Annotated in this window: 13 protein-coding genes; 5 read left to right on the top strand and 8 right to left on the bottom strand. The window is 65.2% G+C overall.

All coding sequences use genetic code 11. The annotated features are described in order from the left end of the window. The 5 genes from ACFWYE_RS26620 to ACFWYE_RS26600 form a co-directional block, all read right to left on the bottom strand. On the bottom strand, positions 1-3,227 hold a 3,227-nt coding region (locus ACFWYE_RS26620), incomplete at its 3' end, for a beta strand repeat-containing protein (protein WP_379115165.1). Between the two features lie 266 nt (positions 3,228-3,493). Then, positions 3,494-4,420, bottom strand: a complete 927-nt coding sequence (gene dapA / locus ACFWYE_RS26615; protein WP_379063003.1) for a 4-hydroxy-tetrahydrodipicolinate synthase — start codon at positions 4,418-4,420, stop codon at positions 3,494-3,496. A 93-nt stretch (positions 4,421-4,513) separates the two neighbouring features. After that, positions 4,514-4,735 carry a hypothetical protein gene (locus tag ACFWYE_RS26610; RefSeq protein WP_379063001.1) on the bottom strand — a complete coding sequence of 74 codons (222 nt, stop codon included), beginning with the start codon at positions 4,733-4,735 and terminating at the stop codon, positions 4,514-4,516. 6 nt (positions 4,736-4,741) lie between these two features. Then, the gene (locus ACFWYE_RS26605; protein WP_379062999.1) at positions 4,742-4,897 is read right to left on the bottom strand and encodes a hypothetical protein; all 156 of its coding nucleotides are present in this window, start codon (positions 4,895-4,897) and stop codon (positions 4,742-4,744) included. A 213-nt stretch (positions 4,898-5,110) separates the two neighbouring features. Beyond that, on the bottom strand, positions 5,111-5,830 hold the full coding sequence (locus ACFWYE_RS26600; protein ID WP_379115164.1) for a type 1 glutamine amidotransferase: 720 nt from the start codon (positions 5,828-5,830) through the stop codon (positions 5,111-5,113). Positions 5,831-6,101: 271 nt separating this feature from the next. Here ACFWYE_RS26600 and ACFWYE_RS26595 point away from each other — a divergent pair, with 271 nt between their 5' ends. After that, positions 6,102-7,424 carry an NAD(P)H-dependent oxidoreductase gene (locus ACFWYE_RS26595; RefSeq protein WP_379115163.1) on the top strand — a complete coding sequence of 441 codons (1,323 nt, stop codon included), beginning with the start codon at positions 6,102-6,104 and terminating at the stop codon, positions 7,422-7,424. 21 nt (positions 7,425-7,445) lie between these two features. On the opposite strand, the gene ACFWYE_RS26590 is transcribed toward ACFWYE_RS26595, so the two are convergent. After that, positions 7,446-7,769: a hypothetical protein gene (locus tag ACFWYE_RS26590; protein ID WP_379115161.1), complete on the bottom strand. Its 324-nt coding sequence runs from the start codon at positions 7,767-7,769 to the stop codon at positions 7,446-7,448. 20 nt (positions 7,770-7,789) lie between these two features. Further along, complete coding sequence (proC, locus tag ACFWYE_RS26585; RefSeq protein WP_379115160.1) at positions 7,790-8,605, bottom strand: pyrroline-5-carboxylate reductase; 816 nt, start codon at positions 8,603-8,605, stop codon at positions 7,790-7,792. 292 nt (positions 8,606-8,897) lie between these two features. Between proC and ACFWYE_RS26580 the strand changes: the two genes are divergently transcribed. From ACFWYE_RS26580 to ACFWYE_RS26570, 3 genes are all read left to right on the top strand, one after another. After that, positions 8,898-9,653, top strand: coding sequence for a WecB/TagA/CpsF family glycosyltransferase (locus ACFWYE_RS26580; RefSeq protein ID WP_379115159.1), 756 nt, complete (start codon positions 8,898-8,900; stop codon positions 9,651-9,653). Between the two features lie 204 nt (positions 9,654-9,857). Then, a complete protein-coding gene (locus ACFWYE_RS26575) occupies positions 9,858-10,748 on the top strand; it encodes a bifunctional methylenetetrahydrofolate dehydrogenase/methenyltetrahydrofolate cyclohydrolase (RefSeq protein WP_379115158.1) in 891 nt (296 codons plus the stop codon). A 60-nt stretch (positions 10,749-10,808) separates the two neighbouring features. Beyond that, positions 10,809-11,771, top strand: coding sequence for a GlxA family transcriptional regulator (locus ACFWYE_RS26570; RefSeq protein ID WP_379115157.1), 963 nt, complete (start codon positions 10,809-10,811; stop codon positions 11,769-11,771). Positions 11,772-11,790: 19 nt separating this feature from the next. Here ACFWYE_RS26570 and ACFWYE_RS26565 read toward each other — a convergent pair whose 3' ends face one another. Further along, complete coding sequence (locus ACFWYE_RS26565; RefSeq protein ID WP_379115156.1) at positions 11,791-12,591, bottom strand: SDR family NAD(P)-dependent oxidoreductase; 801 nt, start codon at positions 12,589-12,591, stop codon at positions 11,791-11,793. Positions 12,592-12,670: 79 nt separating this feature from the next. Between ACFWYE_RS26565 and ACFWYE_RS26560 the strand changes: the two genes are divergently transcribed. After that, positions 12,671-13,129 carry a MarR family winged helix-turn-helix transcriptional regulator gene (locus tag ACFWYE_RS26560; RefSeq protein WP_379115155.1) on the top strand — a complete coding sequence of 153 codons (459 nt, stop codon included), beginning with the start codon at positions 12,671-12,673 and terminating at the stop codon, positions 13,127-13,129. Positions 13,130-13,185 lie beyond the last annotated feature (56 nt).

Raw genomic sequence — 13,185 nt, 5'->3', positions numbered from 1 at the left:
AGGAAGGCCGAGCGGGCCAGCACGGCCGGATCGAAGCCGCCGGTGACACCGCCGGCTGCCGTCAGGATGGTGTAGGTCTGGCCGTCCTGATAGCTCGTCTGTGCGTCCAGCGCCGTGACTGCCACGGTGCCGCCCCCGAGTGTTGCCTTGCCGCCAGCCGCGATGCGGTCGCCCGTGCCATTGCCGGCGATCTCGACCTCATAGGTCGAGCCGGCGGCGAAAGAGACATCGCCCGCCACATTCAGCGTGCCGATCGAATTGCCCGGCGCCACCACGCCGCCATTGGCAACGCTCATGCCGCCGATCGTGCCGTTGCCTTGCAGGCGGCCACCCGCCAGCACATCGAGCGTGCCGCCGAGTTTGCCGTCTACGGAGAGGATGCCTTGCCCGATGGAGGTCTTGCCGGCAAAAGCCGAGCTGTCGCCGGTGAGTTTCAGCGTGCCTGCGCCGGTCTTGGCCAAGCTGGCATTGCCGGCGATGCTGCCCGACAGCGTCAATGTCGTGCCCGTACCAGTCAGCAGCGCACCGTTGCCGGTGATTGTCAGTGAACGTGCGCTGGCGATGTCGGCGGTCGTGTGCAGTGCGCCGCCATCGAGGCTCAGCCCGCCGGAAGCTGCGCCGAGATTGGCGTCGGCTGAGATTTGCAGCGTACCGCCGTTGATCGCCGTGCCGCCGCTATAGGTGTTGATGCCGCCGAGCACCAGCGTGCCGAGATCGGTCTTGACCAGCCGGGAATTGCCTTGCAGCACAGCGCTGATGGTGGCGGTGTAGCCGGCACCGTCGCTGGTGCCGTCGCCGACGCGGATGACACTATCGGGCGAACCGGCAAGAGTCAGGGCATCGCCCGTCACGACATAGCCGTTGGTGGCGAACTGCATGCCGGCGATCGTCACCGGCGCCGCGCCGGAATTGTCTACCGTCACCGTGCCCGCCGCAGCCTGGAAGACGGCGAAGTTGCCGTTGGCCCATGGCGCGTTCACCATGCCGTCGCGGGTGGCCCAGCCATTGTCGGCAACGTCATTGCGCCAGATGCCCGAGCCGCCGTCGACCCGGCCGTTGTTGCCGGGATTGGAAGGCGGGTTGATCGGGTCCCAATAGCTGAAGGCGAGCCCGGCGGTGTTGACGAGGTTGACCTGCTTGTCGACCGCTGTCTGCACGAACACCGTTCCCGGCAGCGTGCCGGGGGGAAGGCTGCCGACGTTCAGGCCATTGTCGCTCAATGTGCCGCCATAGCTGGCGATGCGATAGACGCCCGGACCGAACGTGCCGCCCGGTGCCATGGCGATGTTCAGTGTGCCGTTCAGCGTCAAGTCGCCGCCGACCTTGACCAGATCATTCAAGGCGCCGCCGGCGACATTGGCCTGGCCGAAATCATAAGCAAGGTTGCTGTTTTCGTTGAGATTGAGATTGCCGTTGATGGTCAGCGTGCCGGGGGCAGCACCGGCGTCGCCGGGCGCCAGTGCCGCGTTGTTGTTGATTGTCACGTCACCGCCGATGGTGCCGTTGCCGCCCAGAGAGGCCCCGGAGGCGACGAGAGTCAGGCCGGTGGCCGCTGTCTGGTTGCCGTTGACGAGCAGGGTGCCGTTGGTCACCAGCGTGGCGCCGGCATAGCTGTTGGCGCCCGCCAGCGTGGTGACGCCGCCGCCGACCTGCTGCACTGAACCGCTGCCGGAGATGAGGCCGGCCAGGGTCAGGGCGTTGCTGCGGTTGAAGACGAGAGCGGCGTTGTTGACGACATTGCCGGTGATCGAGCCGGACGTGGAGCCATTGCCGAGCTGCAGCGCGCCGGCAGCGATCGTGGTGTTGCCGGAATAGCTGTTGGTGCCGGTCAGCGTCAGCGTGCCCATTCCGGACTTGGCCAGTCCGCCCGGGCCTGAAACGATGCCGGTCAACGTCAACATCGTGCCGACATCGGTCAGCACGGTGCCGTTTCCGGCCAGCGTCACATTGCGCGCACTCGCAATACTCGCCGTTGTCTGCAACGTGCCGCCATTGAAGGTCAGGTTGCCGGAAGCCGCGCCAAGATTGGCGTCGGAGGAAATCGAGAGCACGCCCTGGCTCAGTGTCCATGCCGTGGCGGCGGCCGTGGTGCCGGTCAACGTCCAGGTGCCGGTGCCGGTTTTTTCGAAATGGCCGAATCCGTCATATTTGGCGCCGGTACCGATCTGCGAGACATCGAAAGTACCGTTGATGGCGCCGCCCAGCCTGAAGGTGTCGGCTGCGCTGAACGCCTTCACATTGCCGGCGATGTTGGAACCGACCTGGATTTCCAGCGTGTTGACGTCGCCGGTGAACTGGATGGCCTGGCCGGCGATGCCGCTAATCACTGAACCGGCGCCGCCACTGATCTCGCCGGCATTGATGATCGTGATGTTGGAGCCCTTGATGCCTGCACCACCATCGCCCCCGCTGTTGCCCGTGCCGCCAAGGCCGCCGGTGATCTTGCCGGTGGTCGTGTTGAGGACGGTGCCTCCAGAAACCACCCTTATGCCAGCGCCGCCGTCACCGGCGTCGACATTGGCTGAACCGTTGCCGCCTTTGCCGCCTGTCAGCGTTCCGCTGTTCTGGAGTGTTCCGTTGCCGCTTAGCACGATCGCGGCTGCGCCGCCGCCACCGCCGCCGCCAAGCGTGTTGCCATTTCCGCCGGCACCGCCGACGACGGCACCAGTCGCGTCCACCGTCACATCGCTGGTCGAAAAGATGCCGGCGCCACCACCGCCGGCACCGCCACTTCCCGCGGGTTGGGTGCCGGTCGTCCGTCCTGCGCCGCCGGTTATGGTCACGCCGCCCAGAACCGTGACCTTCGCCGTCGCGCTGACGCCGACACCGCCGCCACCCTGGCCGCCCGGCATTCCTGCAACCAGAGGGGCGGCTGTGCCCATTCCGCCGCTGACCGACGCATTGAGGATCGTGTCGATGGTGACCGTCAGGCCCGTCGTGCCGGTGGTGCCGTTCGTACCTCTCGCGCCGCCAACGGTGCGGATGGTGGCACCACCGGGAGCACCGTTGCCGGTGGTCAGGTCGAGGCCACCGCCGCCGCCGCCGTTGAGGGTGCTGTTGCCGGTGGCATCCTTGCCCGTCGCCTCGGCCAGCGTGCCATCGATGCCGCCAGCGCCACCCGTTCCGCCGGCATTCGACCGGCCATCGCCGCCATCGGCCCAGGCGGATGCCGAGCTAAATGCCAACCCGAGCGCCATAAGCGCGGCAAACGAAACGCTGGCGCTCAAGACAGTCTGTTTGGAATATCGCTGGGTCGACACAGGCTGTGGCCCCCTCCTGCCGCGGGGCCACCACCCCGGTATGCCTTTAGCCAGGTAAATAAAGTTGATAGAATCAACTGTCGATCTCAACTTACCTTGCGGCACGAGGAATAAAAGCAAGCTCTAATGAACGCAATCGCCTAAAAGCCTGCCCGCGTTTGGACCAGCAAAAGGGTTTATAAACCCTATCCTTGCAGGCCCAAAAACGCGGGCAATCCGCTGTTGCCCTTGTCCTATCGGCGTGCAGCGACGCGTTTGGGCTCATCGAAATCGAAGGGGAACAGCGTGGTGATCGCCTGTTCGACAGCGGCTTCCGTTTCCGGCCTTGCGACTGTCAGTGGCAGGCGCACGTCCGGACTCAGTCCGAGCAGGCGGTGCAAGGCGTATTTCACCGCCACCGGATTGGTTTCGCGTTCCAGCGCGGCAACCAGCGGTTCCAGCCGGTGACGGATCGTCCGGGCCGAGAGCAGGTCGCCGGCGCGGCAGGCGCGAAACATTTCCGCGCAGAGGCCCGGCGCCACGTTGGCGGCGACCGAAATCGCGCCGGCACCACAGATGGTGTTGAAGGCGAGTGCGGTGGCATCGTGCCCGGAAAACTGCAGGAAGTCCGCGCCGGCAAGCTTGGCGGTGCGCTCGGGTCGGTCGAGGTCGCCGGTGGCGTCCTTGATGCCGATGATCGCTGGAAAGGCTGCCAGCCTGCGCACCGTGTCCGGCAACAGGTCGACGCCGGTGCGCGTCGGCACGTTGTAGAGGATCAGCGGGATGGTCGTCGCCTGCGCGATCGCCGCGAAGTGGCGGTAGAGGCCCTCCTGGCTAGGCTTGTTGTAATAAGGCGTCACGACGAGGGCTGCATCCGCGCCGCAGGCGGCGGCGGCCAGCGTCGTGGCGATCGTCTCATCCGTGCTGTTCGAACCGGTGCCGGCGATCACCGGGACCTGGCCGGCGACGGTTTCGACGCAGCGGCGCGTGACGGCGAGGCGTTCGTCATGCGTCAGCGTCGGCGCTTCGCCGGTGGTGCCGCAGACGACGACGCCGTCTATGCCGTGCTCGAGCTGCCAGCGGATCAGGAAATCGAATGCGGTCATGTCGACCGCGCCCTTGCGGAACGGGGTCGGCAGCGCGGAAATGGCGCCTTTGAGGCGGGTTCTGTCGATGTGCATCGGGGTTCTCTTTGCGGGATCCGGACCGGCCTGACGCGCGCCGCAGGGCGGGGGCATGGCGCAGCGTCGCCGGCCGGTCCGAAACGGGTTGTGTCAGTTGAAGAGCGATAGGCGGGTGCCGTCCGGCGCAAGGCGGACGCAGCCGGCCTTGTGGTCGCTTTCGGTCTCGGCGAAATGGATCGCCGCTGCCTTGTCGGCGAAGACGCCGCCGGTCAGGCCGAGTTCATCGCGGGCGATCCAGCGCCCGTCGCCATCGCGTCCGACCAGGAAACGGTGGATCGCGGAAGGAGGCTCCGAAATCAGCGAGTTACGCATTGCCGGTCACCCGATGAGCTGGTGGAAACCGGCAATCGCGGCAAAGAAGATGCCGACCACCAGGAAAAGCCGCACGAACATCAGCGGCTCGCTGTTTTGCATGCTGCGCGCGACGGCATGGGGCATGCGGTCGTCGTTGTCGGGGAGGTAATAGCTGTACATGTCTCGTTCCTTTCGCACCGCGCCTTGAAGCGTGTGCAGCCGGGAAGTTAGGAGCCCCGGCATAAGGGTTCGAGACAGAAGGCAGGGATGAAAGATAAGGATTTTGTAAGGGTGGGGCGGACAAGGAATGGCGTGGCGGCCGGCCCGGGAAGCCGGGTTCCAGGAGGCTCATGGCAACGCATGTGATGCAGCGCGCTGTCCGATGGTCGTGCCTTATGAACCCGCGGCAACCGCCATCAGATTGTCGTTCAGCCGCTTCGCCGCCTTGCGGAAGTCGGCGAGCCGGGGCGCCATCGTCGCTTCGAGGATTGCGGCGGCGCCGGCGCCCATGACCTTTTCCAGACTTTGCTTGTACTCGGGGATCGCCGCCCAGTCGGCCACCGTCGTTTCCATCGCTTCGAGATGGTACTGGAAACCATAGGCGTGCTGCCCCCAGCGGATCGCCTGCGTTGCGCAGGCGGCATTGCTGGCCAGGATTTCGGCGCCTTCGGGCAGGCGCGCGATTTCCGCACCGTGCCATTGCAGGCAATCGACCGCCGGCCCGAGGCCGGCAAAGATCCGGTCGCTGCGGCCGGCCGCGGTCAGCTCGACCGAAGCCAGCCCGACTTCGGGCCTGCCCATCAGTCCGACCGTGCCGCCAAGTGCTGCACCCAGCAACTGGTGGCCGAGGCAGATGCCGAGATAGGGCCGCCCGAGTTCGGCGACCCAGCGCCGGATCGCTGCCTTCTCGGGCACCAGCCAGGGATGGGCCTCTTCCTGCCAGACATCCATCGGTCCGCCGAACACGGCGAGCAGGTCGAAACCGTCGAAGGTGGGGACGGGCTCGCCCGCGTCGAGCTCGACCGGCACCCAGTCATGCCCTTGTTCGGCCCAGAAATCGCGGAAGATGCCGGGATGTTCGACATCGACATGCTGGAAGACGAGAATGCGCATGGATTTCTCCGTCGGGTCCATCGGGGCAGGACTATTGCATAGCCGGGCGGCGTTGGTTTCCCAATGATCCAGACGTAAGGTTCGGCCATCACAACGCCTGGCGCGTTCGGCGCCATGGCGGTTTGTTGACAAGGTCCGGCCGTTTCCGGCAAGAGCGGGAGCAATTCCAGGAAAGGCGTGTAGCGGTTTTCCGTCCGGAATTGCGTAGAAACAAAGAGTTAGAGCGTTTCCGGGAAAACGGAAACGCTCCAGGATCCATCGGAACCAGTTCATGACCAATGTCGCCCTGACCGGACTTGCCCGCGATCTCGCCCGGCGCGCCGACGAGGGCAGGCCGGTGCGCATCGGCGTCATCGGTTCCGGAGAAATGGGTACCGACCTCGTCACGCAGGGCATGCTGATGCCGGGCATCGAGGTCTGCGCCATTTCGACGAGGCGCCCGCACACGGCGCGCGAGGCCATCCGCATCGCCTATGGCGACGAGGCGATGGCGCGCGAGGCGGAGAACCAGGCCCAGGTCACCGCGGCGATCGAGGCAGGCAGGATCGCCATCACCACCAACGACATGCTGGTAACCAACCCGCTGGTCGACGTGGTGATCGACGCCACCGGCAAGCCCGGTGTCGCCGCCGACTTCTGCCTGTCGGCGATGGAGCACGGCAAACATCTGGTGATGATGAATGTCGAGGCCGACGTCACCATCGGCTGCCTGCTGAAAAAGGAGGCCGACCGGCTCGGCGTTGTCTATTCGCTCGGCGCCGGCGACGAGCCGTCCTCCTGCATGGAACTGATCGAGTTCGTGTCCGCGCTTGGCTGCACGGTCGTCGCTGCCGGCAAAGGCAAGAACAATCCGCTCAATCATGATGCGGTGCCTGACGACTATCGTGCCGAGGCTTTGGCGCGCAACATGAACCCGCGCATGCTGGTCGAGTTCGTCGATGGCTCCAAGACCATGGTCGAGATGTGCGCGATCGCCAACGCCACCGGCCTGGTGCCGGACAGGCCGGGCATGCACGGCCCCGCCGCCAACCGCGACGAACTGGCCAAGGTGCTGATCCCGCGCGCCGACGGTGGCGTGCTATCGAAGAAGGGCGTGGTCGACTACACCATCGGCAAGGGCGTAGCGCCCGGCGTTTTCGTCATTGTCGAAGCCACGCATCCGCGCGTTATCGAACGTCTGGACGATCTGCATGTCGGCAAGGGGCCCTATTATGGCCTGTTCCGGCCCTATCACCTGACCTCGCTGGAAGTGCCGCTGACGGCAGCCCGCATCATGCTCTACGGCAAGCCCGACATGGTGCCGCTGCCGCGCCCCGTCGCCGAGGTCTGCGCGGTGGCCAAGCGCGATCTCGCTGCCGGCGAGACCTTCGATGCCATAGGCGAGACCTGCTACCGCTCCTGGACTATGACGGTTGGGGAAGCGCGCGCCGAGCACGCCGTGCCGGTCGGCCTTCTCGAGGGCGGCAAGGTGCTGAAGCCGGTGAAGAAGGGCGAACTGCTCACAGCCGGTAACGCCGCTCCGGACAGCTCGACGCGACTCTATGCGCTGCGCCGTCAGCAGGACGAGATGCTCTACGCAGCGATGCAGGGCTGATCGGGTTCGCTGCTTACAGCTTCAGCAACTGATCATCTCGCCGCCAAGCCGCTCCGCACCCGGGACATCGGCAACGTCAACGCGGCGCGGATGCCATGCCACGGCACGAGCAATCTCCGCGATGGCGTCCAGGTCGTGCGCATCGGTGCCGCTATCCAGCAGGACGAGCTGTGACCAACAGGCCGCGGAGATGTTCATCACGACGTCCAGCCAGAGCCGGCCGTCATCGGCCCGCACGAGAATCCACTGCCAGTCGGCGAGCGCCAGCACCTGTCCTGGTCTTTCCGTCCCGTCGGCCCGGATCCTGACCGGATCGCCGACCTTCAGCGCCTCAGGTTCCGTCACCTCGAGATCCTGTCAAAGGGTCACTTGCCCAGTTCCACCGATCGTGCCCTTGCTGCCTCGACGGCCTCACCGATGAGGCTCTTCAGCCTGTCGCCGCCCATCAGCACGCCGAGCGCTGCTGCCGTCGTGCCGTTCGGGCTGGTCACCTGCTGGCGCAGCAGGCCGGGTTCTTCGCCGCTTTCAGCCGCGAGCGTGGCAGCGCCATAGACCGTCTGCATGGCAAGCAGCTTCGCCGTCCCGGCAGGCAGACCGGCCTGTTCGCCGGCGGCGGTCAGGCATTCGATGAAATGGAAGATGTAGGCGGGTCCCGAACCCGAAACGGCGGTCACGGCATCCATCTGGGCTTCATCGTCGATCGTTGCTACGGCGCCGCTCGAGGAGAGCAGATCGGCCACCAAGCTCCTGGCGGCCTCTGAGACCAGGCTGTTGGAAAACACCACCATCATGCCCTTGCCGATGGCGGCAGGGGTGTTCGGCATGCAGCGCACGATCGGCGTGCGGTCGCCCAGGACGCCGGCAAAGGTGGCGACCGGCGTGCCGGCGGCGACGCTGAGGAAGGTCGTCTCGCCATTGCCGAATTTCGTGTAGGCAGCCGTCACCTCGCGGATCACCTGCGGCTTGACCGCCAGCACGACGATCGCGGGTTTTGTATCCGCCGGAATGTCTGCCGCGTCCGCCACCGCCGGGCAGCCCAGCGCTTCCGCGCGGGCGCGCAGCGCATCGGCTGGCTCCACGACCAGCACTTCCGCAGCCTTCAGCTTGCCGGATTTCACCCAGCCGGCCAGCATGGCGTAACCCATATTGCCGCAGCCGGCGAGAACAAGCTTGATGGTCATGAAAGCCTCCGGAAAGCCCTTCCTTAGACGGTCGTGCAAGGGGGTGGAAGAGAGACGCTTATCTTCTCCTTGCGCAAGAAGATAAAAACACCCCCATGCGCCTTAATCATCGCTTCATCGCCCTTTGCTAATGAAGCGCGCCGGGCGATAGTGCGGGCTTCTCCCGTCCGCATCATCGCTGCGTCAGCAATGCCCGTGTCGAAGATGGGAAACCTTCAGGTGCCGCGCCAGCCGTGGTGCGGCTTTGATCGGGAGGCGGGCAGAACAGGTGCCTGCTGTCGGGAACTTCGGCATGGGATGCACACGATCGGTTCTGGGAGTTTCCGTCGCCAGCCTGGGCTGGGAGGAGGCGTTGTCGCAGCTTGCCGGCCTGGTGCGCGACAGGCGCTTCACCAAGGTCACCTTCCTCAACGCGCACAACGCCAACATTGCTTCGGTCGATGACAGTTTCGCGGGCGCGCTGGGCGATTTCCTGGTCTTGCCGGACGGCATCGGCGTCGATATCGCCGCCAGGCTGCTCTACGGCCGGAAGTTCCCGGCCAATCTCAACGGCACCGATTTCGTGCCGGACCTGCTCATGGCCATCAAGGAGCCGCTGACGGTTGGTTTGCTCGGCGCCACACGCGCCAATGCCGAGGGCGCCGGCGCCAGGCTGCGCCAGCTGGTGCCTCAGCACAGGATCATCGTCTTTCACGATGGCTTCTTTTCGCCGGCGGAGGAGCGGGGCATCGTCCAGCAACTGGCCGAGCATCGGCCCGACATCCTGCTCGTCGCCATGGGCGTGCCGCGCCAGGAATTGTGGATCGCCCGCAATCTCGACCACCGCCATTGCACGCTGCCCCTGGCTGTCGGTGCGCTGTTCGATTTCCTGAGCGGCGCCGTGCCGCGCGCGCCGCTCTGGCTGCGCAGGCTGAGGCTCGAATGGGCATTCCGGCTCATCGTCGAACCTGGCCGGATGTGGCGCCGCTATCTCATCGGCAACCCGCTGTTCCTGTGCCGTGTCATCCGCCAGAAACGGACGGCATCCCCGCCCCGGATGATCCGGTAAACGTGTTGCCGCGGTGACCGCCCAAGGAGTTGCCCGGTCGGGCAATTGGTAAGCCTAAGCCTACATATGGTTGCCAGGACAAGCAGGTGGAGTTTCGAGTTTACGGCATGCAACGGCGTTTTGGCGGGATTGCATTGGTGGAATTTCGTGAGAAGGTCGCGCCTCTGTTCTGGCATGAACGTGATTTGGCTGACCGGGTGAAGCATGGCTGACGTGATCGATGGAAAAAAAGTGGCCGAGGATGTGGTCGGCAAGGTCAAGGCGCTGACCGCGGCCCTTGCCGGCACCAGGCCCGGCCTTGCCGTCGTCATCGTCGGTGAAGACCCGGCCAGCCAGGTCTATGTCGCCTCGAAGTCCCGTACCGCCAAGGAGTGCGGCTTCCATTCCGTGCAGCACACGCTGCCGGCCGAGACGAGCGAAGCCGGCCTGCTCGGCATCATCGCCGATCTCAACGCCGACCCGGCCATTCATGGCATCCTGGTGCAATTGCCGCTGCCGGGCCATGTCGATGCCGGCAAGGTCATCCAGGCGATTGCGCCGGAAAAGGATGTCGACGGTTTCCACTTCATCAATGTCGGCAAGCTCGGCGCCGGCGAACTTGAAACCGCCTTCGTGCCCTGCACGCCCGCCGGCTCGATGCTGCTGATCGAGCGCGTGCGCGGCAAGGACCTGTCCGGGCTGAACGCTGTTGTCGTCGGCCGTTCCAACATTGTCGGCAAGCCGATGGCCAACCTGCTGCTTGCCGCCAACTGCACCGTCACCATCGCGCACAGCCGCACGAAGGATCTGCCCGCGCTGGCCCGCACGGCTGATATCCTGGTGGCGGCGGTCGGCCGACCGGAAATGGTCAAGGGCGATTGGGTCAAGCCGGGCGCCACCGTCATCGACGTCGGCATCAACCGTATTCCGGCGCCCGAGAAGGGCGAGGGCAAGACGCGCCTGGTCGGCGATGTCGCTTATGCCGAAGCCGCGGCCGTTGCCGGCGCCATCACACCGGTGCCCGGGGGCGTCGGTCCGATGACGATCGCCATGCTGATGGCCAACACGGTTATTTCCGCCTATCTTGCCGCCGGACTCGACCGACCATCCTTCTGATCGCCAGCATTTGAGAGCCCAGCTTTGCCGACGCCTCCTGTTCCGATAGAACGGCCCATCATGACGGAAGCCGTTCAAGGCGGCAGGCGCTTCGCCTTCCTGCTGGTCGACAAGTTTCCGATGTTTTCCGTGGCGGCTGCGATCGACGTGGTGCGCTCGGCCAACCGCCTGCTCGGCCATGACTTCTACAGCTGGACCACCGTTTCGCCGGACGGCGATGCGGTTACCGCCTCCAACGACCTGCCGCTGAAGGTCGATTATGCCGTTGCCGACGTGCCGCCGGTCGATATCCTGTTTGTCTGCGCCGCGCTCAACCTGGAATTTCCCGGCAAGTCGAAGGTACTCGGCGCCCTGCGTACCTGGGGGCGGCGCGGCGGCGTGCTGGGGGCGCTTTCGGTGGGCTCCTATGTGCTTGCCGAAGCCGGTCAGCTCGAGGGGCATCGCTGCACCATCCACTGGGAGAACCGTGCCGGGTTCATGGAGCGCTTCCCGGACATCGAATGCACCGGAAACGTCTTCGAGATCGACCGCAAGCGCTACACCAGTGCCGGCGGCACCACCTCGATCGACCTGATGCTGGAGATCGTGCGTACCGATTTCGGCGCCAATCTCGCCAATGCCGTTGCCAACCAGTTCCAGCACGAACGCATCCGTTCGGCCGGCGATCGCCAGCGCGTCGGACCGGAACGCGACCTGACCGGCAAGTCGGAGAAGCTGCGCAAGATCGTCGAACTGATGGCCGATCATCTCGACGAGCCCTTGTCGGCCGTGCAACTCGCCAAGTCGGCGGGGCTCTCGGTGCGGCAGGTGGAGCGGCTGTTCCTCAGGCACCTGACCGTAACGCCGGGGCGCTATTACATGCGGCTTCGGCTCGAACGTGCCCGCGAACTGCTGCGCCAGACCAACATGCCGATCCTCGACGTGGCGATCGCCACCGGCTTCACCTCGCATTCCTATTTCGCGCAGAGCTACCGGCTGCAGTTCGGCCGCCCGCCGAGTGAAGAGCGGCGCACGACCTATTGAGCCGGGCGGCGATCGCTGCTCAACTCGCCAGGAAACCGCCATCGGCGGCCAGGACATGCCCGACGATGTAGGCGGACTGGTCGGAGGCAAGCCAGACAACCGCTTCGGCCACGTCCTCGGGCCGGCCCATGCGGCGCAGCGGCAGGCCCGCCGCCACGGCCTCCATGCTTCCGACACCGGCTGCGGCCTTCATCATCATGTCGGTCACCACGCGGCCCGGCGCGACGGCATTGATGCGCACGCCGTGCGGGGCATAGGCCATGGCGGTGGAGCGCATCAGGGAAATCGCCGCTGCCTTGGATGCCGAGTAGAGCGCAAAGCCAGGATTGGGATTGCGGATGCCGCTTACGGAGGCGTTGATGACGATCCTGCCGCTTTGCTGCGCCAGCATGACGGCGAGCTGATGTTTGAGAGACAGGAAGACCGAGCGCACATTGGTGTCGAAAACAGCGTCGAAGACATCGCTGTCCTGTTGTTCCAGCGGCGCGGGCCGTTCCTGATAGCCGGCATTGTTGAAGGCCGCGTCCAACCTGCCGAACCGCGCGACAATGGTTTGCACGAGATGCCTGACGTCTTCTTCCCGTGTCACATCCGTGCGCAGGAAAAGACCCTCGGCGCCTGCCGCACGGCAGGCCTGTGCGACAGCCTCTCCCTCCTCGTCACGACGGCCGGCGACAATGACCGCTGCTGCTCCAGCCTCCGCCATCCGCAGGGCTGTCGCCCGGCCGATGCCACTGCCGCCTCCAGTGACAAGGCAGACCAGGCCATCCATCCGGCCTGTTTCTCTCTCGGCGCTGACATTCGGGACCTCGGCTGACATGATGATCCTGCATTGTCCGGTTTGGATTCAGAGAATAAAGTTGTATCATACAACCAGTAGGACGCAAGGAAGCATTGTGGTGAGCGAAAGCGAAACGGTCGAGATCCAGAAGGTCCGCGATTCATCGCGCAGGATCGTGCGCGAACTCGGCTTCATGAAGCCGACCGTGGCGGGCACCGACCTGCCACCGTCGGCAGTCCATTCGATCATCGAGATCGGTTCCAATGACGGGCTGACCGCGGGCGCGCTTGGGGAAATCCTCAATCTCGAGAAATCGAGCGTCAGCCGGATGCTGCGCAAACTGATCGATGCCGGCGAAGTCGAAGAGCGCGTCAACCCGAACGATGCCCGCTCGAAGCTTCTGCGGCTGACGGTGCATGGAGAAGCCACGTTTGCAGCGATCAATCGTTTCGGCCATGGCCAGGTGGCGGCAGCCTTCCTGCATCTGTCCGACGACCAGCGTCGCATCGTCGTGGCCGGGCTCTCGGCCTATGCCGAAGCGTTGCATCGGGTCCGTTCCGAAGAACGCCAGGTCTAGATATCCCGGTCGCCGGTCGCGTCGTTTATTGCGGATTCCCTTCCTTCCGCTGAACC

The sequence above is a fragment of the Mesorhizobium sp. NPDC059025 genome, assembly GCF_042739655.1.
Classification (GTDB): Bacteria; Pseudomonadota; Alphaproteobacteria; order Rhizobiales; family Rhizobiaceae; genus Mesorhizobium.
This window is presented reverse-complemented; position numbering and strand designations above follow the sequence as displayed.

What these genes read in the sequence shown, in the direction of transcription:
- dapA (WP_379063003.1), bottom strand. Translation starts at nt 4,420, where the DNA reads ATGCACATCGACAGAACCCGCCTCAAAGGCGCCATTTCCGCGCTGCCG.
- ACFWYE_RS26610 (WP_379063001.1), bottom strand. Translation starts at nt 4,735, where the DNA reads ATGCGTAACTCGCTGATTTCGGAGCCTCCTTCCGCGATCCACCGTTTC.
- ACFWYE_RS26605 (WP_379062999.1), bottom strand. Translation starts at nt 4,897, where the DNA reads ATGTACAGCTATTACCTCCCCGACAACGACGACCGCATGCCCCATGCC.
- ACFWYE_RS26600 (WP_379115164.1), bottom strand. Translation starts at nt 5,830, where the DNA reads ATGCGCATTCTCGTCTTCCAGCATGTCGATGTCGAACATCCCGGCATC.
- ACFWYE_RS26595 (WP_379115163.1), top strand. Translation starts at nt 6,102, where the DNA reads ATGACCAATGTCGCCCTGACCGGACTTGCCCGCGATCTCGCCCGGCGC.
- proC (WP_379115160.1), bottom strand. Translation starts at nt 8,605, where the DNA reads ATGACCATCAAGCTTGTTCTCGCCGGCTGCGGCAATATGGGTTACGCC.
- ACFWYE_RS26580 (WP_379115159.1), top strand. Translation starts at nt 8,898, where the DNA reads ATGGGATGCACACGATCGGTTCTGGGAGTTTCCGTCGCCAGCCTGGGC.
- ACFWYE_RS26575 (WP_379115158.1), top strand. Translation starts at nt 9,858, where the DNA reads ATGGCTGACGTGATCGATGGAAAAAAAGTGGCCGAGGATGTGGTCGGC.
- ACFWYE_RS26570 (WP_379115157.1), top strand. Translation starts at nt 10,809, where the DNA reads ATGACGGAAGCCGTTCAAGGCGGCAGGCGCTTCGCCTTCCTGCTGGTC.
- ACFWYE_RS26565 (WP_379115156.1), bottom strand. Translation starts at nt 12,591, where the DNA reads ATGTCAGCCGAGGTCCCGAATGTCAGCGCCGAGAGAGAAACAGGCCGG.